Here is a 21,171-nt window from a genome sequence, read left to right as displayed (position 1 = left end):
GTTGGAAAACCGAGAGCCGGAAGCATTTCCTGGCCTAGACTCTTTAATTATGACTTACCTCTGTGAAAGGCACTAAAAAACATGGCAAACCAAGCAACCGGCCTGACCCGTATTATTAAAGCCGCCGGCTACTCTTATAAAGGCTTTTCCGCTGCCTGGCAGCATGAAGCGGCGTTCCGCCAAGAACTGGTCGCCACCGTGCTGGCTATCATACTGGCGATTTGGCTGGACGTGGGTGCGATAGCGCGCATTTTATTGATCGGATCGGTGCTGCTGGTGATGATCGTCGAGATGCTCAACAGCGCGATAGAAGCGATTGTCGATCGGGTTGGCACTGAACATCATGAGCTTTCGGGCCGGTCCAAGGATATGGGGTCGGCAGCAGTTTCACTGGCGATTATTTTGGCGTTGTTTGTCTGGGGCTCGGTGCTCTGGCAACACTTTGCCTGAATGGGGTGGCCCTGTTGCGACGTGGGTCGCTAATCCCTGATTTTTATTCATTCTTCGGTTCCCAAGCCGCACTTACCTGTATATACTCACAGCAAGACTGTATAAACAAACAGGGGGCGGAATGAAAGCACTAACTACCAGACAGCAAGAGGTCTATGATCTGATTCGCGATCATATTTCGTCCACTGGCATGCCGCCAACGCGCGCCGAAATCGCCATGCGTCTGGGGTTCCGCTCGCCAAATGCTGCAGAAGAACACCTGAAAGCATTGGCGCGTAAAGGCGTCATCGAGATCGTCTCTGGTGCATCGCGCGGCATTCGTTTGCTGATGGAAGATGAAGAAGGTTTACCGTTGATCGGTCGTGTTGCCGCCGGTGAGCCACTGTTGGCGCAGCAGCATATCGAAGGGCACTACAAAGTGGATCCTTCCTTGTTCAAGCCAAGTGCGGATTTCTTGCTGCGGGTCAACGGTATGTCGATGCGTGATATCGGTATTCTCGACGGCGATCTGCTGGCGGTACATAAAACTCAGGACGTGCGTAACGGCCAGGTCGTTGTGGCGCGTATTGAAGACGAAGTTACAGTTAAGCGTCTGAAAAAACACGGAAATGTTGTTGAGTTATTGCCGGAAAACAGCGAGTTCCAACCGATTGTGGTTGATCTGCGCCAGCAGAATTTCACCATTGAAGGCCTGGCGGTCGGTGTGATCCGCAATGGCGACTGGGTTTAATCCTCACGCCTACACATCGTCCTCTGATTTAAGTCGCCCCAGTTCTGGGGCGATGTCATATCTGATTCACTATATACCCTATAGCTTTCAAGTTGCAGCTAGGCGGCCAACTCGCTCATCCCCAGGCGCTTACTCAGGTAAGTAACTGGGGTGAGCGAGTGCAGATAACAACGCTGCAACTTGAAAGATGACGGGTATACACGGGAACATTCCACTATGCGCCTGCTTTCCGCCTTCACCAGCGATACCGATAAAGCCTTGTGGCGCCTCGCGCTACCGATGATCTTTTCCAATATCACCGTGCCGCTGCTTGGGTTGGTCGATACCGCAGTGATAGGTCACCTCGACAGCCCTGTTTATTTGGGGGGCGTGGCGGTCGGGGCGATGGCGACCAGCTTCCTGTTTATGTTGTTGCTGTTTTTGCGCATGAGTACCACCGGATTGACGGCACAGGCGCTGGGCGCACAAAACCCACAGGGATTGGCACGTGCCTTTATGCAGCCGCTGTTGCTGGCAGTATTGGCCGGCGTCGTTATCGTGTTGCTGCGCCATCCGTTGATCGATCTGGCGCTGCAGATTGTTGGCGGTGACGATGCGGTGCTGAAGCAGGCACGGTTGTTCCTTGAGATCCGTTGGCTGAGCGCGCCGGCAGCGCTGGCAAATATGGTGATCTTGGGTTGGCTGCTTGGCGTGCAATACGTGCGGGCGCCGGTCATCCTACTGATAGTCGGTAATGTGTTGAATATCGTTCTGGATATCTGGTTGGTCATGGGGCTGGGCTGGAATGTGCAAGGTGCCGCGACGGCGACCGCCGTCTCTGAGTACGCTACGCTGCTGCTGGGTTTATGGCTGTCCTGGCGAGTGATGCGCATACGCGGTATTTCTGTTCCGATGTTGCGCCATGCCTGGCGCGGTAATCTGCGGCGTTTGCTTGCGTTGAACCGCGATATCATGTTGCGTTCACTGTTGCTGCAATTGTGCTTTGCATCCTTGACTATCTTCGGCGCCAGGCTTGGCGGTGACGTAGTGGCAGTAAACGCGGTACTGATGAATTTGCTGACCTTTACCGCCTATGCACTGGATGGTTTTGCCTATGCGGTAGAAGCGCATTCTGGTCATGCTTATGGTGCCAGAGATGACAGTCAATTGCGTAAGGTGTGGCGCGCGGCTTGCCGGCAGGCCTGTTTGGTGGCGTTAGCCTTTGGTGTGGTTTATGCCTTTGCCGGGCAGCAAATCATTGCGGCGTTGACCTCGTTGCCAGAACTGCGTGCGATGGCGAATGACTATTTACCTTGGCAGGTGGTGCTACCGCTGGTTGGGGTGTGGTGCTATTTGCTGGATGGCATGTTCATTGGTGCGACTCGCGGTGCAGAAATGCGTAACAGCATGGCCGTGGCGGCTGCGGGTTACGGTTTGACGCTGCTGACCGTGCCTGTCTTGGGCAATCATGGATTGTGGTTGGCGCTGGCGGTCTTTCTTGCGCTGCGCGGTATCGCGCTTGGGTGGATTTGGCACCGTCACAGGCTGCGTGGCAGCTGGTTTTCAGCAGCACAATGACGATAGCCTTTCTTGCAAATACATAAATTTTAATTATGTGTTTGTTTGTATTTTGTTACATATTCTCGTCGGTTAGCCAAGTCGTGTAGTAAGTTGTTTGTTGGCGTTTTTTTCTTATTTTCAATTTAAAAATGGATTTTAATTCTGGTTTTTATTTGTTTTCCGCTATCTGCATCTATAATTAATCGTGCGGCTGGCAATATAAACGGGGCATATCCTCAGCCAGCAGTAGTTAAAACTGACTCACCACAGGTTAACGGAGATACTATGAACAAAGATCAAGCCGACGGTAACTGGAAGCAGTTTAAAGGGAAAGTGAAAGAAAAATGGGGCAAGCTGACCGATGACGACCTGACGGTCATCGAAGGGAAACGCGAGCAGCTTGTCGGTAAAATCCAGGAGCGCTACGGCTACCAGAAAGAGGCGGCCGAGAAAGAAGTGAAGTCTTGGGAAGATCATAACAAATATCGCTGGTAGCGCGATGGGCCGCAGCGGATGCGGCCGAAAGTCTGGCGCCTTCCCCTTGGTGCCAGGCATGCAGACACAAGGAGGTGCCTGCTAACCCTGTCTATTTCTTCTTGATGGCAATGCTATGGTCGTGTTCGCCGCAATCATGTTTGCTGTCGCAAGCTTCTACCTCAACGCAAGCGGCGCACAGGCCGTGTGCTTCCACTACGCTGTGACGCAGGACAAACCCCGACTCTTTGGCCAGTTTTTGCAGCGTATCTTCAACCCCTTCAGTTGTGCGCTCTGTCACCTGACCGCAACGATCACAGATAAACAGCGCGGAAGTGTGCATAGGTTGTTCGAAGTGATGACACAGCACGTAGCTGTTGGCTGACTCGACCCGGTGAATGAAGCCTTGTTCCAACAGGAAGTCCAGCGCGCGGTAAACCGTTGGCGGTTTGGCCTGGGGTTCGGCAACGCGCAGTAAATCGAGCAGGTCATAAGCGCTGATGGCACCGGGCTGTTGTGCCATCAGGCGTAACACTTCCAGCCGCTGCGGTGTCAGTCGCACATTGCGTTGCTGACAGAGTTGTTCAGCCTGCGCCAGCAGCTTTTCCTGGGTGTTTGAGTTCATGGCAAATTTCCCGGTACGTAAAAAAGCCGATTTTAACATGGTTCAGCCAAATCGCCGAGAGTCGGCCCCTTTTCCTCTGATATGGCGCGTTAATTGCCCGGTTGACCGCGTGTTGCGCGCCAGAAATGTGACGCTATTCACAACTTACTCATCAGTGGGCGGGAGGGCGCAAGGGGGTCAGGTTGATAAAGCGTGTTGCAAGTGGGCTGCTAACGCGGTCATTTCACCCGTTGGATTATGGCCAATCAGCATAAAGGCATGGTTGCCATCGGCCCAATAGACGACGTTCATGCCTTGGCGGCGTTCGCTTTCGGCCGGTTGTTGTTGGCCCGTCTGCTGGATAATGCATAGTGCCAGTGCGCCATATTGCGTATCCAGCCAGGTCAATTGCGCGATGCGTCGATCGTCGTAGGCCAACACGCGGGCGTTTTTCAGTTCGGCACCCTTCAACACCAGTTTTTGTGCCGGAAGGCTAATACCCAGTCGATCGCCGGTTTGTTGTAATTGAGCGACAATCTGCGTGGCCGATTCGTCGGCACCTGCCAGCGTTTCCGGCGTGTACAGCGCCATATATTGGGCGACCAAGCCACGCCAGTTGTCCTCTGGCTGATTAAACTGCAGATAGACGCGATCGCCTGCGATCCCGAGCGCCAAGAAGCCGACGGCCGCAGCGATGAGACCGCGACGGCTGATGCCCGTTTGCGGGGTAGCGACGGTGAGTGGCCATGCCTCACTTAACTGTTGCACTGGGGCCTCATCAAGCAAAGGGGCGAATGCTTGCTTAAAGGGCAGGTTACTGCGCGCCAGCAACGTCAAACGCTCAGCCAACGCAGGTTCTCCAGCCAAGCGTTGCTCCAGTTGCAGGCGTTGTTGTGGGTCTAACTGATTGTCCAGATAGGCGACCAGTAGTTCATCCGCAGCATAGGTTGAGCTCATGATTGTCCTCCTTTTGCCTGCGGTGAGCGGGTTTGCAGCATGCTGTCGTTCGCCAACCTCAGTCGCGCTGCCGCCAGGCGACTCATTATGGTACCAATGGGTACACCTAACACTTCAGCGGCCTCACGGTAAGAAAGCTCTTCGACGTACACCAAAAACAGCGTATTGCGCTGTGCCTCCGGCAGTTGGTTGACCCGCTGCATCACTTCATTAGCCCAGATAGGCTGCTCGCTGTTTTCCGCACCGGCCAGTTCGTCGACGTCGACAAAACCTTGTCCCTGGCGGATATGTTGAGCGCGGATCTCGTTAAGCCAAATGGAGTGAAGGATTGCAAATAACCAGCGATCCATACGCGTGCCGACAGCAAACTGCGCGGCGCGTTCGAGGGCGCGTACGCAGGTGGCTTGCACCAAGTCATCGGCAATATCCCGCCGGTGGGAAAGCACCAGGCCATAGCGCCACAGGCGGGAAAGATACTGGCCGATTTCGTTGCGAATCGCATCTCTGCTGATGTTCGCCTCCGGGCTCTGTTACATCATGACTCTGGATGGTGATCGATGGCAGCCGCCAGATCTTTGTACTCTTCACAACCGGTACCGCACAGTGACTGAATCACCTTCAGTTGCTCTTTTGCCAAGTCTTGGCGCCCTTTCACCATATAGGCTTCACCCAAGTATTCGCGGACTTTTGGGTATTTCGGATCGAGTGCTACTGATTTTAAATAGTAGCTGATCCCTTCGTCGGTGCGGCCAAGCTTGCGGGTGGCATAACCTCGGTAGTTCAAGGCTACGGCGGTATTGGGATCCTTCAGCGTGTTAAGCACGTCGAGAGCTTCCTGGTAGCGACCACTTTTTGCCAGTGCATAAGCATAGTTCGCCCGATCGTTGTCGTTGATCATGCTGCTTTTATCCACCGTGCAGGTCTTGGTTTTTGTATCGTATATCTGGCCCTTCGGGCAGGTTGGCGTAGTCTGGCCGCTGCCATCTCCTCCCATTGCCAGCGCGGCACCGGAAATCAACAGAGAACTGGCAATTACGGGGAGCAGCAGGCGTTTAACGAAATTGTTCATGGTCGTTTCCTCATCGGGAGAGGGCGCGGAGCTGCACCCTTGCTGAGATAACACCTGAAAGCGCTTTTTTATTCGCTTTGCAGATTTTTTTGTTCGATGCCCCGGCTTTTTTCGAACACAGCTGATTGGAGTAGTTAATTGCGAAAATTAGCGTTGACTAGTCAGAACTCACCAGCCTCAGTTAGTAGATGAATCTATTATAGGCACCATGGCAGACTAATCATCTGGTAAGCAAATATCACGGCCGAAAAAATATTCTTGATAATGAAAAACCCAGAACATTATTTAATTCTGGGTGCAGTATTAAATTAAATTTGGCGATGTATTTTTTTCTCTATTACTGCATACAGAACAACACCTGCAATAATAGATATGAAAGCTATTATTATACCCAGAAATATATTTAAGCTGACATTAGATATATTTTTTACCAACATACCATAGGCCATTACAAAAAATATATGACTCAAGTATATCGTATACGAAGCATCACCAATCTTTAAGAGGTTCTTCCTTTCTTGGTTAATTGGGAGTATTAATATAAGTATTACTATGCTAATTAAGTAATCAACTGTTATAGGTTTGCTTATATATGTTGCGGCCAAAATTAGTATTGAAACTAAAATCCATAATATTGTGTTGTTGGTATTACCGATAAGTGATGTTATAACGTGTTGATTTCTTTCTATAATTACCCCAGCCACAAAAAGAAGGAGTAACCATTTTGAAAAGAACAGGTTAACTTCACTAATTTTGAAAAGTTCATTTCTTGACATAATCATTAATGATAAAAATACCAAAAATAATACCAATGGTACTATTTTTTTGCTTAATTTTAACATGATTAATAGTGTGAATGTTAGGTAAAAGAACATCTCATATATTAACGTCCATCCTTGAGCCAAGACTGGAGGTGTAATCTTATCATTTGTCACTCCATATGGAATCAAGAGATAAGAAGCAATTATTTGCCCTGTATCAAAATGATATGTACGCATGGCTAGACCAGCTGCCCATAATGATAAGAATAATGTTAAGTATATCCAGTATAAAGGATAAATCCTCATTATTCTTTTTTTAAAGAAAGTCAAGCCGTACCGAAAATCAAAAATTTTATTCTTTGTGGTATAAGACATAATATACCCACTTATAGCAAAGAAAACATACACTCCTATATTACCCATGTTAATCGTTTTTTTTAAGAGCGTATCGACGAAAGGCATCCCCGTCGAATGGTAAAGTGAGAACTGAGTTACTGTATGATCTATGACAACCAGAATTGCGGCTATTGCCCTAGCGTACTGTAATGACTCTAGCTTTTTCATAGCGACCTTTGCGTCAAAGTAATTTTGGTATTTTTGGGTTGCATGTGATCTCCCGAGCTGGTTGACCTTCTTTTGACCTTACACATCAAGTTATCTATCAATTGAGATAAATACGTAACCAAATATCGCCATTTATTAATCAATTGTAAATAGATTGGTTTGAGTGATTCCCATATCTTTGCCAGCCTGGATTGGTTATGTACGGTTCTGACTTGGGTATTTGATATGTAGGTTAAGGCTGATTTTCGCACTTTCAGTATCATCAGGCGTGTTAGTGGAAGCCCAGAAAGTGACCAGTTCAGTGTGTCGGCTCAGTGGTTTCTTGAGAAGGTTTCAGAATAATCTCATGAGGAAGGTAGCGTGTTGGATTGAAAATTGTTTACCACAGTAGTGCCGCTAAACACTGAATTTGAGAAAAAATAGACAGTAACCATGAGAATAATGGGTAAAATTCGCAGTATGAAAATCAACCTGCTAGGTCATTTTTGTATAGCCATATTAATGTCATTGAGTTTATAGGGGATAAAGAGTTAACTACTCTATAATCAAATGCATTTTTATTCTGAATAACTTAGTTATATACATCGACGGGGCAGTCAATTTCACAAAGGATATATTCTCTCCTTTCTTCGGTCAGATACTGGATCTTTCTGCTCGAGTAACATTCATATTTTACAATGGTATAGGGCCTTTAATTGCGTCTTATATTCCTCTTTTCTTCAACTTTTTTGGTCTGACGACACGGCGCTTTTCCCAATGCCGCCGATTGTCGGTATAATAGCCGTTTGCGGCAGCACGCCGTTCGTTGAATCCCAGACAGAATCAGGTAGCCAGTAGCCCAGCATGACGACAGACAATAACGCCTCAAAATACGCCGCCAATCGTTTCTCCATCGCGCCGATGCTCGATGGGATTGATATACTATTATAATTAACAAGTTACAATTTTATGGGGTGCTATTGGTGACCTCGCACCCCGCGCCGACTTACGAATTAACCTGCCTGAACTCCTCCCTTGCTGCTGCCCTGCGTTGATCAAGATAGTCTGCTAAATCCTTCACATGCACCAGGCGCGGGGCTTTGTTCGAGTCTGCCGCCCTGAAGCTTGGGATCGGCAACTTACCGGCGTTCGCACGCTTATTGGCTAATTCGATTGAGATACCGAGGTATTTCTCTGCGATTTTCTCCAGAGGGATATCCGAGGTCTCAAACTCAGCCATCAACAAAAACATTGTATTCATGATTATCTCCACACGTTAAGCCCGCCGCATACGGGCATTAATTCAATCGTGACATGTCACACTGTTAATTTAGTTTCGTGCCAACCGTAGGTTTGCCAGCACTCAGAATCACCGAGGAAGTAACAACCCTCAGGATCCCCTGGTAGCTTGTCCTTGCACTTACCACAGCACCGGTTATCGCGTGCCGCCAACAGCTTTTTTAATTCGGCGTTATCCTTCCTGATCAGCATGGTGATGTATTCATCCATGTCATAAGGTTCACGTTGCGGCCGGCGAGCCGCACAGTTCTCCCGTAGCATATCGATTTCCTGCTGATCCAGCTTAAGTTCGAAAGGGACAACACCTGCTTTGCGCTGCCGCTCCCGTTGTGCTGCTTTACGTTCAGCATCAGTTTAGCCATTGCTGCCCTCCGGTGCTGCTGCCAGCAACCCGCGTACCGCCGTGAATGCCGGTGTAACATACTCAACATCTTCGGTGCATACCGCGTCGATGTTATTCAGCGTGTCGCCCATAAATTCCATAGCCTGTAACGCCAGCGCAAGAGCTTCGCGCACGTTGTCCGGCAATTTGTAACCGCTACTTACAGGTTGAGTCGCTAGAATGCGCAATAGTTGATTGATAACAGCAGACCCACGGGAGGCATATTCGGTGATCGAGGCATCTGATCCAGTATCAACGCCATCCAATTCGAAGCGCAGATCCACTGTGTCGCCATCAATATCGTCAGCTTCGAAACTGCCAATGAGCTCCAGAATCGATGCAACATGCTCAGCTTCCTGGCGCGCTGAACCATCCTCCACTGCTGGCGCTGGCGGGGCGGTGAGCGCTCGCAACCTTGCTGGCACATCAGCCCAACACCCGGCGTGTTCGTCTGCCGTTTCCAACAAATCCTCAATCGCAGAAGCCGCCATTGCTATCGTGTCCTGCCAGTCGTTAGTCTTCATCGCTAAGCTCCCCTTCATCCAGATCGACCGGAGCATTGCAGTGCGGGCAATATCCATCACATTCAGAATGCTGCGAGTAGGTGAAAAACTTACCGCATGACCAGCAATTTTATCCATCCGCCACCGGCTGCGCCTCCCGGTTAGCCGCCCGCACCATGTCGATCAGCTTGCGGATTGTTGCACCGGTTCCGCCAACATCCTCCAGCTTGCAGAGTAATTCGAATTCTGCTTCCTGGCTGCCTGATGCCTCTGAATGCACTGCCGCTTCATAAATTTCCTGCATCGCTTCAGTCGTTAGTGTCTGTGTCATGCATCCCCCCCGATTTTAAAAGTGGCTGCCCAAGGCGTGCCGTTAGGTGAGCAGTAAAAATATAGTGGCCACCACTTACCGAAGCAGCGTAACGGCAGACGGAAACACACGTAACCCCATCGCTTGGTGCGGATGTTCACCGCCCAGTGCATTGCGTTTTCACCGTGGATAGTGATCGGCCCGACGTTGATATGACCACCCATGAAGTTTTCCCACCACGATAGGGCCGGGTATTTCTTCCGGTTTAAAATAGCGTTCTTGATCACTGTTCATCCCCCACGCACTTGGGCGCCGTTACCTCTGACTTAAAGCCAGCGCCACAAATAGCAATTGAACAGGCCGTAATAGCGTTATTGTGAGCATTGGCCGCAGCGCCATACTTGGCGCCATACTTACCGCACAGCTCCCCATCCATCAGTGGAGGCAACCGCACCGGCGTAGCCAGCCGTTTTTCTGACACTCCCAGCGCTTGCCCCAAATCGGAGTTTGTCTTCTCCAGCGAATCGATTCTGTCCTGCTGCTGGTTAATGTGGTCGTCCTGCGCCTTATTGGCGCGTTCCAGCTCGGTGATGCGCTTTATCGCAGCTTCGGCAGTCCAGATTGTGATGCCGATTTCATTCGGCCCCGTCGCGGGTAGTTCGCCGGATTTAACTTTGCGCCAGTAGTCGGCTACGGCCTTCAGATCATCCATTGTTTTTGCCCTCCAGTTCTTCGATACGCGCCAGCAGGGCGGATAGCAGTTGCGATGTCTCAAGCAGCGTGATGCTATGCAGCACACTTGATGATTCATGCGTCATTGCCGCTAACTTTGACCAGCGTTCAAAGTTTCTGGCCGCAATGAGAGTGGCCGATTTTAAGAAATCAACTGGCTTGCTCAGTTCGCTCAGCTTCTCAGTGCTCATAATGCTTTCTCCTGGGCTTCAGCCCTTAATTGTTCTTACCGCTTCGGCCCATGCCTGATCGTCATTCATCCCGGCAAGGATGTTGGCTTCGAAGTGCCGCTCGATGCGCCTCTCTTCAACTAGGCGCTTTGCCCTCCGCTGGCTGCGTGATGGTTTTACTTTGTCGGAGAAATAAACCGTGTTGATTGTCGATGGCCAACTTGACATCTGCTTTCTGTTGCTCAGCCAAACAGGCATGCACAACAACCTCCGAGCCGCTCTGTTGCTCTTGCGTTTAGCCATGCTGGGCCTCCACCAATTTTGAGAAGGCTGAATAAACATCCTTTTTCATCTTGTCGATATCGCCTTCCATGTCACGAAACTCGACCTGTTTTCTACTGCGCTGCAAGGTGTATCCGCATCGGGCCATATACCACAGGAAGGTATCGACAACGTAGATGTGGCCATCACGTGCGTTACCATTTTCGTCTGCGTTTTTGATGATGTGGTGCATGGCTTTGAACACATCCTTTTGGTCATGGAAGTCGCGCATGAACTCGGGAAGGTATTCACCACTTTCCAACCAATCGGCCAAAGTTGGCTTCAGTTCATTTGCTGGCATCACGCACCTCCGGTTTATCCATGAAAACCGCGCGCGATGGCGACCAGTCGCAATAGGTGTCAGTTTCAACGTGGCCGAAAATTGCTTTGCCGCGTTGTACTCGCTACCGAGTATTTCCACTGCGCCAGCATCAGACTTTGGCTTTGCGTCGGTCTCGATATAGATCGTATCGGTGTGACGGAACATGGCGAAACCAGTCATAAACAGGATCTCCCAGTCGAGCCCGATAGCAGGGTAGAAAGCAGAGACATCTACTGATTTCTTAGGACGATTACTGTTCCAAATCTCCATCAGTGCTTTGTGCTCGGCTGACATTCCGCGCGGAGCCTTGGATTTAGGCCAACTACAGAAGCCGTTGTTGCTGGTGGGCTGAGTCCACAGAGACTCGGAAACATACGTAGTGCCGTGAAAACGAATGCCGTTGAATGACGTGCTGGTAACATCATTTTTAAATACAGGCCGAGCGACGAACAATTCAGCGAACGCCGTGCCTTGTTTGCGAAGTTCAGCATCAGCCTGGTGCATTGCATCCCAAGCAGCGATGGCAACCGGTGTATGGATCTTATAGAAGCTCATGCTGCACCTACCTGTTGAGTATTCAGCTGATAGGCAATGGCCATCTGCTCTGCGTCGTTCATAGCGTCATGCAGGGAGTTATGCTTAACCATCGCGAAGCATGGCTGGTGGGTTTTAGGCAGGTAACCTTTGGTTCCTTTGGTCATGGCATCGATATAGGTGCGCACGTCGCGCTTGCCGCCCCAGTGCCACGGACATTCGATCTCATACATGCGGTAGGCATTTTCGAGGATCGATCCGTCAAAATCGGTTCCACGGAAGAAGATCCGCGCATTGGGGTGCTGCTTAATCCAGTTGGACAGCAGCCCGAGGCATTGGCTCAGAGGTTCGCGGTCGCCGACTAAAGCTTCCTGCGCCTCTTCGCCTTGCTTGCGCCAGAAGGCCTGGGTTTCTGTGCTGACGGTACGGCCTTTCATCAATTGATCGAAGGTATCAGCCAGGCAGTAAAATGCGTTGGTTGAGTAGTCGGCCAGCTCACCCTCACGCGCCACTTTGATGATGCTTTGCTGGGTCTGGTGAACGTCGTCAATATTGAAGGCAAACGCGCCGATAGAGAGAAGCACTGCCGACGGCAACACGTCCAGGGTTTCGGTATCGATCGTGATTGTGTTAATCATCACAGCACTCCCCATTCAGTCAGCTCATTGAAGCGTGCAACGAACATTGCCCGCGCCTGCACCGGCATCACCGGATTAATTACGATGTCAGCTGGGAAAATGCCTTCCAGCATTGGCCATGCTTTTCCATCATCGATATCAAGATCCCTGCGTTCGGTAGCCAGCATGACCAGGTCTGCATACTTCACAGCGATATCCATCTGCTGAGGAAGGCAGAAGCGCTGGCGGATCACTGCGTCGAGCTGGTCTTCGATGAGCTGGTAATCCGGCAGCAGGCGCTTCAGTGGGGCAGGGATATCTTTGCAATAGGCTTCGGTGGCATCGTGCATCAGCGCCTCAAGAGCGAACTCTGGCGCCACAATTTGGCTGCACAGCACTGAGTGTTGCGCCACGCTGTAGAAGTTCGGCAGATGGCCGGCAAACCGGCACTCATGGGAAAGCGCCTGTGCGATATCTTCGATGCAAATGCTTTCGACCGCCGGCGCTGCAAAGTCCAAGTGACGGCCTGTAAAAGTGGTAATCCAGCTCATACGTTAATTCCCACACGCTGATTTTCGGCAAAGCGAAGCCCTGCCAGAATTGGCAACTTTTCGCAGAGAGAAAATCGGGTTTTAAGAATGGAGGCCAGACACCCGCATAGCGCTGGCTCCCGTTAATTACTCACACATCAGGTGGCGCACCGCACCGGGGCTTTATACTGTGTAATGGGATAAGGGGAACCCAGAACAGTACGCCACCAGATATGTGAAAAAAATGCGGCTGACACCAACCCAAATCAGAACAGCCGCAAAGGCTTCACTACACACAGCAAAACTCCGTCGGATATCTGCGCTTGCTCTCGCTGCAGTGCCGCCGACGCGGCGCATAAGGTGTGGTGAAGGAGTCTAACCCACAGACGGAGAGGGAGCCCGTCTATCACCGGATACCACAACTGAAACGGCTTTATCTCCGGTTCTTTCGCCACGCTGTAAAACAGACCGCGTCCCCTAAAAACCGTTTCAGTTGCATGCCGGTTACGCTGTCCGGCTCCACCGTCTGCCAACCGCAAGGATCGCTAACAGAGTGGACGCTCATATTCTCAAGGCTATTTGATGCGTTAACCGGGCGCCAACCGGAACTGCGTGATGCTTATCGCCACCTTTCCCTCACTCCGTCGCCGGGGGAACTTGGCCATTTACCGCTGCTGCGGTTGGCCAGTATTTACGGTCGGCCCGTTCACCTGTCACATAATGTCGCCCTCCATCCGTACGCCTGTTCTGGTCTCGGGGCAGGCTCCCCTTGCTCGTTACCTTACTGCGCCGTCATAGCCGAAGCTGATAGCAACAGGGGTTAAAAGACACTTCACATTGGGCTGCTCACTCATGAGTTAGGATCCTCCACCGCTCCCAGACTTAAGGGAAAGGGCGAGTGAGCATGCCGTTGTGTGCCGGGATTTTTAACCACGCCCGGCGCGTGGTATCTTGGAGGTGCTTAAACAACCAAGAAAAAGGAACTTGTATGGCATTTTTTGAAACTAAAACTGCTTTAGGAACCCCATCGGCTAACTACGATGTTGCTTCCGAAGCCATTCTCATCTCTTTAATTTCGGTTATCGCCAAACGTTCTGAAGATCCGAACGGGTTTATCCGTGATATCGAAATCCAAGTTAGGGCGCGGCTGTCAACTGAGAACCGCTCTGGTTCTCTTGACATTGCTGAAGAGATTCTTTCGGTTGTTCGTGAGAAAACGCTGAAATAAATTTATCCTTCAGCTGCAGCGAGATCGCCTCGGCGGTTTCGCTTTTTTCTGGCATGCAATAGCCCTGTACGCTTGGATTAAGAACTGAGCGGATAACAGCCCGCTGTACCGTGGCCTCCTGCAGAGTGATCTGGCTGCGAAGTAGCTTTTCAGACAGCTTCACCATTCCAGCGGCTGCAATCACATCCACATCCACCTTTTTAACGCCCCAGGCTGCGCTGGTCATTACCAGGTACTGCAGATCTGCAAGGTGCTTATCGCGTTCCGCGGCCATGCCTGTAATGATTTTGTCGATTTCTTCCATCACCTAAACCCCTTACTGAGAATCTGGCTGTGCGCCTTTGATGGATTTAATGTAACTATAGTTACCTGTGGCGTCAAGAGTAAAATGTACTTAAAGTTACATACGGGGGCAAAAAGAAGCCCCGAGAGGGGCTGGATGAGGCTATCAGAGGTCTTGTGTAACCTGGACTACACGACCAATAATCCGGCAATTCCCATCTATTTCTATAGGTTTAAAGATTGGATTAAGTGGCATTAAGTACTTATTTGGTCCATCAATTACTAGCTTTTTGATTGTTGCCTCAGAGCTACCTTCGATCATAGCAACGACTATTTTTCCAGACAGTTCCTCAATTGAACCGTAATGCGGCTCCACGATAACCGTTGATCCTTCTGGTATTGTTGGGCTGCCATTGGGGTTAGTCATCGACTCACCACGAACATCAAGGCCGAAAGCATCATCGGAAACATTCACTGTTGTACTACACCATCTAAGAACATCTGAAATGCGTGCTGCGGTGTAGGAATCTGTCCATGATCCGGCCTGCACGGAGGATATTACTGGGATATTAAATGGAGTCGCAGTAATCGGCTTTAACTTCGTGTCATCTGAGTTTGTTTCGTCTCCTTTACCATAGAGAAGCCACTCAGGATTAGATGATAAAACCCGAGCTAAAACATGTAAATTTTCCCCATCGGGTTGAGTGACACCCGTCTCCCATTTGGTGACGGATACCCGACTCACGCCAACGGCTTTTGCTAACTGGAGCTGGGTCATATCCAACTGCAGTCGCCGCATACGAATTCGATCATTCATTGCTGTTTTCATGTAACCAATGTTACGCGATAAGGGGGTGAAAGGTGTTTGCTTTGTGATGTACCTTTTGTTACCTTTATCACGTAAACCAATTAGGAGTTTCTATGTACAAAGAAACAGTAATTTCCCACTTTGGCGGGGTAGTTAACACCGCTATGGCGCTGGGAATAAAACATCCGGCGGTATGCCGATGGGGAAAAGTTATCCCCGAAAAACAGGCTATGAGAATTGAGCATTTAACTGGTGGGGCACTTAAGTACCAACCAGAGCTGTATTTGAAGTCTACCGCTCCGGCGGCATAACCGTAACTACCAAAGGAAAAACAACATGGTAGAGCCAAATTTGAAAGATGTAGTGAAAGGCATGTGTAAGGCGGTTGCTGGTGGTCGTTCGGCGATGGCCGGCGCACTGGGTATGTCTGAGACGGCTTTTAACAACAACCTGTACGAGAAGAACGGCTGCCGCTTCTTCGAGATCAGCGAGTTGGAAGCAATGGAAGATATATCCGGTACCAACCTGCTAGCCGATTATTTCGCCCGGCGCCGCGGTTTGCTGGTGGTAGAGAACCCAGCCCTCGAAGAATTGGACCAGGTAGAGTTGTTCAGCAAAAGCATCCGCACCGCCGTTCACCGTGGCCATGTGGATCAGATCATTCAGGAGTCGCTCGCTGATGGAGTCATTGATGAGAAAGAAGCTGCCGACATTATGCGTTTTCACCGCAAGCACTTGCAGGCGCGTGATGCAGAAGTTAGGGCAGTGGTGGCGCTGTTTAGCAAAAAATCCAAATACCAGAAAGGTTGACGCCCCAGATATGCGGTCCGGGGCGTCGGGTGCATCAATTAAACGTGTGGAGTAATTAACGCATGAACAGTTTAAACCGAGTCAGGCCAGCAGTGCAATTTAAGTGCTCATTCAGCGGCCACTCTCTTTCGTATGTCCAGATAGTACGGCGTCCGGGCCAGGTGGACAACTACCAAGAAGTTTCTCCGGTGGTAGTCAACAACGCGATGGCTAATTTCAACCGGAGCCGCGGCCTATGAACCCTATCGAATTCATTCGTAAGAACGTCGTGACGCAGTTGGTTGGCGAAGGCTTCCCAGAAGATGTTGCTAAGGGGGGGCAGAGGAGGCAGTCGATCTATATCGCCGAATGTCCCAGGCAAGCAGGAAGGGGCGTATCTACGACGATTGCCTTACTCAAGCCCGGCAGTACTGCCGTTTCAACACACCAAAACACCTGAAAGGGGGATCCAATGGAAAACGAGGTAATCGTGCCGTTTGAAATGGATTGTCGTGACAGTCACGGCGTTATTGTTCGTGTGATTGGTGTCGATCAAGTAAACCAGCGCGTCATTTTCCGCCGCCCAGGCTATCCGTACGATTGTGCGTGCCCACGCCGGGACTTCGGTACCAAATTCAAGAAGGTATCAGCATGAGTATGAACCTGATGGCTCAAGCAATGAGCATAAAGGTTGGCAATCCCCTGCGTAAGCTGGTGCTGATTAAGATGGCTGATAACGCCAATGATAAAGGCGAATGCTGGCCGTCTTACCAACATATTGCTGACCATTGCGAGTGCAGTAAGAGCGCTGTAAAGGCTCATATCACGGCACTGATAAAAATGGGGCTGCTCTCTAAAGAGAACCGGCTGGGCGTCAATAACGGAAAAGGTAATACATCAAACATTTACATGCTGACCCTGCATAACCCTGTGTCGCCAGAAAGCACAGCCCCTGTGGCGTCAAAAAACACAGGTGTGTCAGGAGAAAGCATAGGGGAGTCGTCAGAAAGCACAGCCCCTGTGTCACCTGCTGGCACCCCCTGTGGCACCACGTGGCACCAGAACCAGTCATTAGAACCTAAAGACAAAAAACCTTCTTGTCAGGTCGCTGCGCAACCAGACATTTCCCCTGATGACGTTTTTTTATCTCGGCATCCGGAAGCCGTCGTTTTCAGTGCCAAGAAAAAAATCTGGGGCAGTGCAGAAGACCTCAAGTGTGCCGAGTGGATCCGCTCTCGCATCGTCAAGCTGTACGAACAGGCTGCTGAGACGGATGGCGAAGTGGCAAGGCCAAAAGAACCGAACTGGGCTGACTGGGCAAACGAGATCCGCCTGATGAGCACTCAGGATGGCCATACTCACAAACAAATCTGCGAGTTATTTGCGAAGGCTAACCGGGATCCGTTCTGGTGCAAGAACATCCTCAGCCCATCCAAGCTACGTGAAAAGTGGGATGACCTGACGTTGAAACTGAGCGCTAGCCCAGCGGCAAACGGCGGTCATTGGAATACTGCTGAAGCCTGGGGGAACACCCTATGAACAAATTCATGAGTGCTGTTCAGAACCGTGACAGTGGAGCCTTGGCGCGGATGATGCCAGCGGAGCCACAGGCGAGAGTGGTCAACGGAAACGCCGAAAAATTGGTTGATCTGTTATTCACCAACCTGATGCAAGTCTTCCCCGCTGCAAAACAGACCGCGTTGAGCACAACTGCAGAAGTTGCAGCAGCAAAACGTCAGTGGATCCTCGCATTTGCAGAGAATGGGATCACCTCTGTTGAGCAACTACAAGCTGGAATGCGTATGGCACGGCAGCAGGAGAGCGACTTTTGGCCGAGCTGCGGAAAATTCATTGGTTGGTGCAAGACGGGGGCTGCTGAAAGTGCTGGCTTGCCATCGGTCGATGAGGTCGAAGCAGAGTTCAAACGCTACAACACCAACCGTGGACTACATGCAAGACCTGAGGACTTTGATTGGTCAGTGCCGGTAATGTACTGGATCGTGATCGACGTTCGCCACCTGATGCATCAGCACAACTACACCGACGGCGAGATCCGCAAGTCAATTCAGCTGCACCTCGGACGTTGGGCAAAGCGTTTGGCTAAAGGTGAACGTGTCCCACAGCCTGCACCACAGATCACCCATCAGCAGCATATCCCTGCACCATCAGAACTGATGGACAAGGACGGCAAATATCAGCGCAAGGGCGAAGAGCTGCTGGCGCGTATCCGCTCGAAAAGAGAGGGGGAGGCATCATGAAAAAATTAACGATCCCGGTAGACGTATTCGAAAGCGATCGTATCAACAGCGGCATCCGCCGCCTGGTTCGTGCAGGTGTCCTGAAAGATAAGCCAGAAAGCCAGGTATGCCGTGTACGTAATGCTGCCGCCGGTGCCACGTGGCGCACACTCCGTGACCTTGAGCTGCTGGTGGTGCAGATGTACGGCGTGTACGACACACAGCCAGCTATCAGTGCCCGCCTGCGCGAATTCAGTAAACCATTCCACGGTCTGGTCAAGGAACGCCGGGTAGAGAAAAGCGAGTCAGGGAAGTACGTGTACTTCTACCGCCTAGTAGCCGTAGAGGAGCAAGCCGCATGAAGTGTGTATCAGGCATTGAGGTTTTACCTTTGCTGGCTGTGGCGCACCGCTTGTACCGCTGGTGGATGTTACGAGAGGCCCGGCGTACTTGGCAGGAGCGCGGTGATTTCCGCAAATACGCAATTTCGCAGGGATGGCTAACAGACTGGCAGCGCCAGCACTTTGGCTGGGATTACTACGGGATCCGGTATTTGGTACGAAGGGCGACGGAGGGTTTGAAATGAAATACCCACTGATTTACGCCGATCCGGCGTGGACTTACAGCGACAAATGCAAGGACGGCAACCGCGGTGCCGGTTTCAAGTACCCGACCATGACGGTGGCCGATATCTGTCGTTTACCGGTGTGGGATCTGGCCGCTGATTCATGCCTACTGGCCATGTGGTGGGTACCGACGATGCCGACGGAAGCGCTGAAGGTGATCGATGCCTGGGGATTCCGCTTGATGACCATGAAGGGCTTCACCTGGCACAAAACCAACCGTGTGAAAGGGAACAGCGCGATCGGCATGGGCCACATGACCCGAGCCAACAGCGAAGACTGCCTGTTTGCGGTCAAGGGCAAGCTACCACCGCGCCTGGATGCATCGATTTGCCAACACATTACGGCCCCACGAATGGAGCACAGCGCAAAGCCTGAGGTCTTCCGCGAAAAGTTGGTTGATCTCCTTGGCGATGTTCCGCGCATTGAGCTGTTCGCCCGTAATCACACCGAAGGCTGGCACACCTGGGGTAATCAGTGCGATAAGTCCGTGCTTCTGGTACCGGGAAAAGCGGAGGTGGTGTTGTGAGCGACGAAACCCTATACCCAGACAACAGCGCCAAGGTGCTAGCGTTCACCAAGCGATTCGATGAAAACGCCGATATCAAGGAAATGCGGAACTTTGTCGAGGAAGATGAGCGGCTATCGCAGCGCTGCGCCCACGATGCTGTGTCTGTTTCTGAACATGAGCGGAAAGTGACGTGTCGCCGGTGCGGTGCCGTGATTGATGCATTTGACTACCTGCTGGCATTGGCAAAGGGCGAAACGAAGCTGGATTGGGAGCTGCGTGTATTACGCGGCGAGATCAAACAACACCGTGAAGGGCTGGAGAAGCTAAAACGAGAAGAGGTGAACTGCAAGGGGCGTATCAAGACGGCACAATTCAGGCTGGCTGATGTGAACCTGGCTTTGGTTGAGGCAGGAAATAAGCTGGTGGCGAAGAAAAAAGGGGAGGTTAAATCATGATTTTAACGTTGCCATTCCCGCCCAGCGTTAACGGCTACTGGCGCTCGCCGAACAAGGGGTCGTTGAGCGGCAGAACTCTGGTCAGTGAACGTGGCAGAGCATTTCAAACCGAGGCTATCGCCCAGGTGTTTGAGCAACTACGCCGCCGACCAAAACCAATCAGTGCAGATATCGCCGTTGAAGTAGTGTTCTGTCCACCGACCAAAGCCAGACGTGATCTGGATAATTACTTCAAGGGTCTGTTCGATGCGATGACCAAGGCTGGAGTGTGGCTCGATGACAGTCAGATTAAGCATATCGACGCGAAGTGGGGGCCAGTGACCAAGGGCGGGAAAGTAGAACTACGGATCAGCGAGGTGCAGGTATGAGAGGGATACTGAAACCGATCATCGTACGCGAGTTGGGGCAAATAATCCTGAAGCCAGGAACCGAACTGTTGCCGATGTTCGGTGATCGAGTGCTGGTGGCCACAGTACCTGCAGAATTCAGGGAATTGCCATCAGGTGCACTACCAGCCACTGAGCAGCATCTTGCCAGTGATCCGCGCTTCCGTCCGTTCTTTCAGCATGAGCGTGTGCTTTCTGCTGCTGGTGGCATCAATAGCCTGGAAAGCTGGCTGGATCGTCGTCCTGACTGCCAGCGCCAATGTGCTGATGGGTACCACGACAAGAACATGGAAACGATGCGCTATGGTTCTGGTGCTATCCGGCTGTGCTGGCACCACTCGCATTTATACCGCGATAAGACCATGCCGGAACTTTCCGCCACGGCAGAGCAAAATATAGCGGATTTCGTGGTGTACCGGGCGCGGAGTTACTTCATGTTCGAAGAGAGCCATCAACTGACATTGCCGGAGCTTTGCTGGTGGGCATGGGTTATGGAGTTGACGGATCTGTTGCCTGAGGCAGTTGCAGCAGCATCACTGCGCATCAAGCCGATAACTATCCCAACAGGCACCCGGAAAGAGGCAGACATAACGCCTAGCCTCGCACCTACCCAGATAATCGCCGAGATAGCCAATAAGGCGGTGAAGACGCTAGTTATCGACCCGGCCCCCCCGAAGTCATTCATGAAAATACCCAAACATGAGCGTTGGACAAGTGAGAAATACACCCGGTGGGTTAAGTCTCAGCCCTGTGTTTGTTGTGGGCAGCAGGCAGACGATCCTCACCACATCATCGGCCACGGGCAAGGAGGTTGGGCGACTAAGGCACATGATTTATTCACATTCCCGCTCTGCAATAAGCACCATCTGGAATTGCATCGTGACGTGTCACGCTGGGAGGAAGAATACGGCAACCAGATAGATGTGCTTTTTGATTTTTTGGATCGCTCGATCGGCAAGGGCGCAATTTCATAGTGTGGAGTATAGGCAAGCTGGCATGCGGGCC

The 21,171-nt window shown here is 51.2% G+C and carries 34 protein-coding genes; 15 read left to right on the top strand and 19 right to left on the bottom strand.

What is annotated here, in order from left to right:
- Window positions 1–81: 81 nt before the first annotated feature.
- The 4 genes from AC2FCQ_RS21525 (at window position 82) to AC2FCQ_RS21510 (ending at window position 3,214) form a co-directional block, all read left to right on the top strand.
- The gene (locus tag AC2FCQ_RS21525) at window positions 82–450 is read left to right on the top strand and encodes a diacylglycerol kinase (protein WP_061807784.1); all 369 of its coding nucleotides are present in this window, start codon (window positions 82–84) and stop codon (window positions 448–450) included.
- A gap of 121 nt (window positions 451–571) precedes the next feature.
- Window positions 572–1,180 (top strand): transcriptional repressor LexA, encoded by a 609-nt coding sequence (gene lexA, locus AC2FCQ_RS21520; RefSeq protein ID WP_037416119.1) that lies wholly within the window; start codon window positions 572–574, stop codon window positions 1,178–1,180.
- A 216-nt stretch (window positions 1,181–1,396) separates the two neighbouring features.
- The gene (dinF, locus tag AC2FCQ_RS21515) at window positions 1,397–2,737 is read left to right on the top strand and encodes an MATE family efflux transporter DinF (protein ID WP_209637006.1); all 1,341 of its coding nucleotides are present in this window, start codon (window positions 1,397–1,399) and stop codon (window positions 2,735–2,737) included.
- 267 nt (window positions 2,738–3,004) lie between these two features.
- Entirely contained in the window at window positions 3,005–3,214 is a 210-nt protein-coding gene (locus AC2FCQ_RS21510; RefSeq protein ID WP_017894203.1) for a CsbD family protein, read from the top strand.
- Window positions 3,215–3,305: 91 nt separating this feature from the next.
- On the opposite strand, the gene zur is transcribed toward AC2FCQ_RS21510, so the two are convergent.
- The 19 genes from zur to AC2FCQ_RS21415 form a co-directional block, all read right to left on the bottom strand.
- Entirely contained in the window at window positions 3,306–3,818 is a 513-nt protein-coding gene (gene zur / locus AC2FCQ_RS21505; RefSeq protein WP_209637008.1) for a zinc uptake transcriptional repressor Zur, read from the bottom strand.
- A 177-nt stretch (window positions 3,819–3,995) separates the two neighbouring features.
- A complete protein-coding gene (locus AC2FCQ_RS21500; protein WP_404760546.1) occupies window positions 3,996–4,754 on the bottom strand; it encodes an anti-sigma factor family protein in 759 nt (252 codons plus the stop codon).
- Entirely contained in the window at window positions 4,751–5,200 is a 450-nt protein-coding gene (locus AC2FCQ_RS21495) for an RNA polymerase sigma factor (protein ID WP_265556941.1), read from the bottom strand. The genes AC2FCQ_RS21500 and AC2FCQ_RS21495 overlap by 4 nt, the downstream gene beginning before the upstream one ends.
- Before the next feature lie 89 nt (window positions 5,201–5,289).
- On the bottom strand, window positions 5,290–5,823 hold the full coding sequence (locus tag AC2FCQ_RS21490; RefSeq protein ID WP_209637012.1) for a tetratricopeptide repeat protein: 534 nt from the start codon (window positions 5,821–5,823) through the stop codon (window positions 5,290–5,292).
- A 308-nt stretch (window positions 5,824–6,131) separates the two neighbouring features.
- A complete protein-coding gene (locus AC2FCQ_RS21485) occupies window positions 6,132–7,148 on the bottom strand; it encodes an acyltransferase family protein (protein WP_490307773.1) in 1,017 nt (338 codons plus the stop codon).
- A 719-nt stretch (window positions 7,149–7,867) separates the two neighbouring features.
- Window positions 7,868–8,041: a hypothetical protein gene (locus AC2FCQ_RS21480; RefSeq protein WP_490307775.1), complete on the bottom strand. Its 174-nt coding sequence runs from the start codon at window positions 8,039–8,041 to the stop codon at window positions 7,868–7,870.
- A gap of 92 nt (window positions 8,042–8,133) precedes the next feature.
- The gene (locus tag AC2FCQ_RS21475) at window positions 8,134–8,388 is read right to left on the bottom strand and encodes a pyocin activator PrtN family protein (protein ID WP_490307776.1); all 255 of its coding nucleotides are present in this window, start codon (window positions 8,386–8,388) and stop codon (window positions 8,134–8,136) included.
- A 56-nt stretch (window positions 8,389–8,444) separates the two neighbouring features.
- Window positions 8,445–8,687, bottom strand: coding sequence for a hypothetical protein (locus AC2FCQ_RS21470; protein ID WP_490307777.1), 243 nt, complete (start codon window positions 8,685–8,687; stop codon window positions 8,445–8,447).
- Window positions 8,688–8,780: 93 nt separating this feature from the next.
- On the bottom strand, window positions 8,781–9,449 hold the full coding sequence (locus AC2FCQ_RS21465) for a hypothetical protein (protein WP_490307779.1): 669 nt from the start codon (window positions 9,447–9,449) through the stop codon (window positions 8,781–8,783).
- Window positions 9,442–9,642 (bottom strand): hypothetical protein, encoded by a 201-nt coding sequence (locus AC2FCQ_RS21460; protein ID WP_490307780.1) that lies wholly within the window; start codon window positions 9,640–9,642, stop codon window positions 9,442–9,444. Before AC2FCQ_RS21460 ends, AC2FCQ_RS21465 begins: the two co-directional genes overlap by 8 nt.
- Entirely contained in the window at window positions 9,639–9,845 is a 207-nt protein-coding gene (locus tag AC2FCQ_RS21455) for a hypothetical protein (protein ID WP_490307781.1), read from the bottom strand. Before AC2FCQ_RS21455 ends, AC2FCQ_RS21460 begins: the two co-directional genes overlap by 4 nt.
- A gap of 59 nt (window positions 9,846–9,904) precedes the next feature.
- Window positions 9,905–10,333: a hypothetical protein gene (locus AC2FCQ_RS21450; RefSeq protein ID WP_490307782.1), complete on the bottom strand. Its 429-nt coding sequence runs from the start codon at window positions 10,331–10,333 to the stop codon at window positions 9,905–9,907.
- Window positions 10,326–10,544 (bottom strand): hypothetical protein, encoded by a 219-nt coding sequence (locus tag AC2FCQ_RS21445; RefSeq protein WP_490307783.1) that lies wholly within the window; start codon window positions 10,542–10,544, stop codon window positions 10,326–10,328. The genes AC2FCQ_RS21450 and AC2FCQ_RS21445 overlap by 8 nt, the downstream gene beginning before the upstream one ends.
- Window positions 10,545–10,562: 18 nt before the next feature.
- Entirely contained in the window at window positions 10,563–10,826 is a 264-nt protein-coding gene (locus tag AC2FCQ_RS21440; protein ID WP_490307784.1) for a hypothetical protein, read from the bottom strand.
- Window positions 10,819–11,721 (bottom strand): hypothetical protein, encoded by a 903-nt coding sequence (locus AC2FCQ_RS21435; protein ID WP_490307785.1) that lies wholly within the window; start codon window positions 11,719–11,721, stop codon window positions 10,819–10,821. Before AC2FCQ_RS21435 ends, AC2FCQ_RS21440 begins: the two co-directional genes overlap by 8 nt.
- Window positions 11,718–12,338, bottom strand: a complete 621-nt coding sequence (locus tag AC2FCQ_RS21430) for a 3'-5' exonuclease (protein ID WP_490307786.1) — start codon at window positions 12,336–12,338, stop codon at window positions 11,718–11,720. The genes AC2FCQ_RS21435 and AC2FCQ_RS21430 overlap by 4 nt, the downstream gene beginning before the upstream one ends.
- On the bottom strand, window positions 12,338–12,868 hold the full coding sequence (locus AC2FCQ_RS21425) for an HD family hydrolase (protein WP_490307788.1): 531 nt from the start codon (window positions 12,866–12,868) through the stop codon (window positions 12,338–12,340). The genes AC2FCQ_RS21430 and AC2FCQ_RS21425 overlap by 1 nt, the downstream gene beginning before the upstream one ends.
- A 1,115-nt stretch (window positions 12,869–13,983) precedes the next feature.
- Window positions 13,984–14,379, bottom strand: coding sequence for a hypothetical protein (locus AC2FCQ_RS21420; protein WP_262016966.1), 396 nt, complete (start codon window positions 14,377–14,379; stop codon window positions 13,984–13,986).
- Between the two features lie 144 nt (window positions 14,380–14,523).
- Window positions 14,524–15,186 (bottom strand): LexA family protein, encoded by a 663-nt coding sequence (locus AC2FCQ_RS21415; protein WP_318438462.1) that lies wholly within the window; start codon window positions 15,184–15,186, stop codon window positions 14,524–14,526.
- A gap of 92 nt (window positions 15,187–15,278) precedes the next feature.
- On the opposite strand from AC2FCQ_RS21415, the gene AC2FCQ_RS21410 reads away from it, so the two are divergent.
- From AC2FCQ_RS21410 to AC2FCQ_RS21360, 11 genes are all read left to right on the top strand, one after another.
- Window positions 15,279–15,476: a Cro/CI family transcriptional regulator gene (locus tag AC2FCQ_RS21410; protein WP_318438463.1), complete on the top strand. Its 198-nt coding sequence runs from the start codon at window positions 15,279–15,281 to the stop codon at window positions 15,474–15,476.
- Between the two features lie 25 nt (window positions 15,477–15,501).
- Window positions 15,502–15,975 (top strand): YmfL family putative regulatory protein, encoded by a 474-nt coding sequence (locus AC2FCQ_RS21405; protein WP_490307790.1) that lies wholly within the window; start codon window positions 15,502–15,504, stop codon window positions 15,973–15,975.
- Window positions 15,976–16,426: 451 nt separating this feature from the next.
- Entirely contained in the window at window positions 16,427–16,609 is a 183-nt protein-coding gene (locus AC2FCQ_RS21400; protein WP_209636167.1) for a DUF4222 domain-containing protein, read from the top strand.
- Window positions 16,606–17,493 (top strand): helix-turn-helix domain-containing protein, encoded by an 888-nt coding sequence (locus AC2FCQ_RS21395; protein ID WP_490307942.1) that lies wholly within the window; start codon window positions 16,606–16,608, stop codon window positions 17,491–17,493. The genes AC2FCQ_RS21400 and AC2FCQ_RS21395 overlap by 4 nt, the downstream gene beginning before the upstream one ends.
- Window positions 17,490–18,212 (top strand): replication protein P, encoded by a 723-nt coding sequence (locus AC2FCQ_RS21390; RefSeq protein WP_209636163.1) that lies wholly within the window; start codon window positions 17,490–17,492, stop codon window positions 18,210–18,212. Before AC2FCQ_RS21395 ends, AC2FCQ_RS21390 begins: the two co-directional genes overlap by 4 nt.
- Complete coding sequence (locus tag AC2FCQ_RS21385; RefSeq protein WP_129543837.1) at window positions 18,209–18,553, top strand: hypothetical protein; 345 nt, start codon at window positions 18,209–18,211, stop codon at window positions 18,551–18,553. The genes AC2FCQ_RS21390 and AC2FCQ_RS21385 overlap by 4 nt, the downstream gene beginning before the upstream one ends.
- Window positions 18,550–18,777 (top strand): hypothetical protein, encoded by a 228-nt coding sequence (locus AC2FCQ_RS21380; protein ID WP_209636161.1) that lies wholly within the window; start codon window positions 18,550–18,552, stop codon window positions 18,775–18,777. The genes AC2FCQ_RS21385 and AC2FCQ_RS21380 overlap by 4 nt, the downstream gene beginning before the upstream one ends.
- Window positions 18,774–19,343 carry an MT-A70 family methyltransferase gene (locus tag AC2FCQ_RS21375; protein ID WP_209636158.1) on the top strand — a complete coding sequence of 190 codons (570 nt, stop codon included), beginning with the start codon at window positions 18,774–18,776 and terminating at the stop codon, window positions 19,341–19,343. The genes AC2FCQ_RS21380 and AC2FCQ_RS21375 overlap by 4 nt, the downstream gene beginning before the upstream one ends.
- Window positions 19,340–19,780 carry a hypothetical protein gene (locus tag AC2FCQ_RS21370; protein ID WP_209636156.1) on the top strand — a complete coding sequence of 147 codons (441 nt, stop codon included), beginning with the start codon at window positions 19,340–19,342 and terminating at the stop codon, window positions 19,778–19,780. Before AC2FCQ_RS21375 ends, AC2FCQ_RS21370 begins: the two co-directional genes overlap by 4 nt.
- A complete protein-coding gene (locus AC2FCQ_RS21365) occupies window positions 19,777–20,148 on the top strand; it encodes a RusA family crossover junction endodeoxyribonuclease (protein WP_209636154.1) in 372 nt (123 codons plus the stop codon). The genes AC2FCQ_RS21370 and AC2FCQ_RS21365 overlap by 4 nt, the downstream gene beginning before the upstream one ends.
- Entirely contained in the window at window positions 20,145–21,140 is a 996-nt protein-coding gene (locus tag AC2FCQ_RS21360) for a DUF968 domain-containing protein (protein WP_490307791.1), read from the top strand. Before AC2FCQ_RS21365 ends, AC2FCQ_RS21360 begins: the two co-directional genes overlap by 4 nt.
- The last annotated feature ends 31 nt before the right edge of the window (window positions 21,141–21,171 follow it).

This window comes from Serratia sp. CoH_134_PS_4, from assembly GCF_058190535.1.
The sequence above is the reverse complement of the archived record's forward strand: the minus strand, read 5'-3'. Positions and strand labels throughout refer to the sequence as shown.